At 69.3% G+C, this 2505-nt stretch carries 2 protein-coding genes; both read right to left on the reverse strand.

The window, feature by feature from the left end; genetic code table 11:
• Positions 1-153 precede the first annotated feature (153 nt).
• Entirely contained in the window at positions 154-747 is a 594-nt protein-coding gene (locus VJS38_RS10510) for a plasmid pRiA4b ORF-3 family protein (protein ID WP_324088097.1), read from the reverse strand.
• A 77-nt stretch (positions 748-824) separates the two neighbouring features.
• Positions 825-2120 carry an IS66 family transposase gene (gene tnpC, locus VJS38_RS10515; protein ID WP_324088098.1) on the reverse strand — a complete coding sequence of 432 codons (1296 nt, stop codon included), beginning with the start codon at positions 2118-2120 and terminating at the stop codon, positions 825-827.
• Positions 2121-2505 lie beyond the last annotated feature (385 nt).

Consider the following 2505-nt stretch of genomic DNA (forward strand, 5'->3'; position numbering starts at 1 on the left):
GACAACTACTCGGGGGCGGACAGCACCGACACGGCCGGCTTCACCACCGCGTCCGCGAATCTCGGCTCCGTCACCAATCCGACGTAATTGCTCACCTTGCTGGTTTGGATTGGGGTGGCGATCCGGGCTGATGTGCAAGGGCTGCGTGCGGGTCTATTTGCGGCCGAAGCGGATCGCCACGTCCGCATCGGCGGCATCGACGTCGAACGCGTCGGGGTCGAAGTCCTCGCCGAGCCAGGCGCGCCGGTCGGCGTGTTCGGGACGGGCGGGGTCGGCGATGGCGGCCAGGAGTTCGGCGTAGCCCCAAGGGCCGCCGCAGTCCTCCGGAGGGCAGTTGCGTCTTCCTGCGACGCAGGCGGGATACCGGCCCGCGTCGGGCGCCGGTTGGGTCCGCTCGATCAGCACCTGATGTTCCCAGTTGTCGCCGAGGTCGTAGGTGTAGGTGAAGCGGGGGATCCCGGATCTCAGGAGGCCGTTCAAGGTCAACTGCGTCTCGTCGGCGACGTCGTCGAGGGTCCGCGGATCGCCATACTGGCGGCCGGCGACGTCGAAGGCGTGGAGGTGGCCGCCATGCCAGCCCATGGCGGCCTGGATGGCCTCATGCAGGTCCGCCAGCGTCATCGTCCCGGGCAGCAGGAGACGGCGCCAGACCGGCGGCCTGACGTCGCGCAGCGTCCCCTTCAGGGCGACGACGGTCTTGCCGGCGCCGGTCCTGCCGGCGCTGCGTCCGGCGGCGGTCTTGGCCATGGCTCTCGTCTCCGGCACGGCAAGCGCCGACGATGATGTCCCTCGCCCGAGGTTGTATGCGACGCCCCGCCGGGCGGCTATGGGCCGGTCGGCAGAGGCGCCGCATCGAGGGTGAGGCGGATCGCCCGCAGGACCGGGATGCCGCGTCGTCGGGCGGTCTCGAGCACGGATCGGACGTTGGCGTAGAGCGCGGCGCCCCATTCGGATCGGAAGCCGTTGGTGACCTCGCGGAAGATGACGCAGGGCCGCAGCGCCTGTTCGGACCCGTTGTTGGTGGGCGACACCTCGCGGTCGGTGAGGAAGACGAACAGGTTCTGGCGGAAGCGCTTGATGATGCGTTGGAGCTTCAGCCCCGGCTTGCTGTCCGGCACGATCTTGAGCAGGGCGTCGAGTGCGCGCTGGAGCCGGGCGTGGTAGGTGGCCAGGGTGGCGTCGGCGAGCGCCGAACGACGGTGGCCGATGCGCACGGCGCGTTGCAGCAGATGCTTCATGCCGGGGGCGAAGGCGGCGTCGCCGGCGTCGATCGCGTACTGGACGTCGCGCAGCAGATGGGCGAGGCAGACCTGATGCTCCCTGCTGGCCCAGCCCCTCTGGGCGCCGCCGAGGCGGTCGGAGATCCAGACCGCGGGGCGGACATCGCCGAGGAACTCGCTTACCACCGCCTTGCCGCGCGACGGGCGGATCACGAAGCAGGCGCTGTCGGCGTGGTGGAACACCCAGGTCCAGAAGGTCTTCTTGCCGACGCGCACGCTGGTCTCATCGGAGGCCAGCACCGTGCCGGACAGCAGGCGCCGCTTGATCAGGCCGGTCTGCGCGGCGAAGGCCGGCGCGCTGTCCTGCAGCAGGTTGGCCAGCGCCCCCTCGCTGATCTCCAGCCCGAACAGGTCGCGCATCAGCCGCGCCAGGCGCTCGAACGGAATGGCTTGGCCGAAGCGCAGGTAGAGCACGAAGGCGCGCAGGTTGGGGCCGAACGGCGAGCCCGGCGCCAGCCCGGCCGGGGCGGGTGCCTTGAAGCGCCCGGCGCAGCACGGGCAGACGCCGCCGTGCAGGACCACCCGCGTCACGTCCGGGGCGATCTCGGGGATCTCGATGCGGTCGTAGGTCTGCACCGCCACCTGGGCCACGTTGTCCAGGTCGGCGCGGCAGTGCGGGCAGCGCTCCGCGCGAACCGTCTCATGACGGGTCGGGTTGGGATGCAACGGGCGGTGCGCTCCGGCGTGCACCCTGGCCTTGGGGCTGGGCTCGCCATCGCCGTTCGCCTTGCGCCCCTGCGAGGGCGGCGTGCCAGAGTTGTCCGGCGTCTTCGGCGGCGCCTTCAGCTTCTCCCGCAAGGCCGCGTTCTCGGTCTCCAGCGCGGCAACTCGGGCCGCCAACGCGTCGACCTGCGCCAACAGCGTGGAAATCAGACTGTCCTTCTCACAGGACGACAGCACAGCGGGGTCGAGCGGCGGGGCCACAGCCAGGTTGACTCACGTTCCGGCCCCTGTCGCAACACAAATCTCACCGTAGCTCCCCTCGCAGCCGATACGCTGAACCGCTCGACCAGAACGGAGGAGGTGAGCAATTACAGTCATTGTAGATGCACGAGGCTCTAAGGTTCGGACGACAAGAGATGCGAAGGTCCCACGCGGCGTTGTCATTGTCATTCAAAACGACGGCGTGAGGACTGAGATGCACGAGCCCCACGAGGAACAGCTCCTCTCGACGATCATCGCTCAGCTGGCTCGTGCCGGCTGAGTTGAGCGTGCAGCGGGTTCT

This window comes from Phenylobacterium sp., from assembly GCF_035276905.1.
Lineage (GTDB): Bacteria > Pseudomonadota > Alphaproteobacteria > Caulobacterales > Caulobacteraceae > Phenylobacterium.

Excerpts from the sequence above, each read along its gene's own strand:
- VJS38_RS10510 (WP_324088097.1), bottom strand. The coding sequence starts at position 747 with ATGGCCAAGACCGCCGCCGGACGCAGCGCCGGCAGGACCGGCGCCGGC.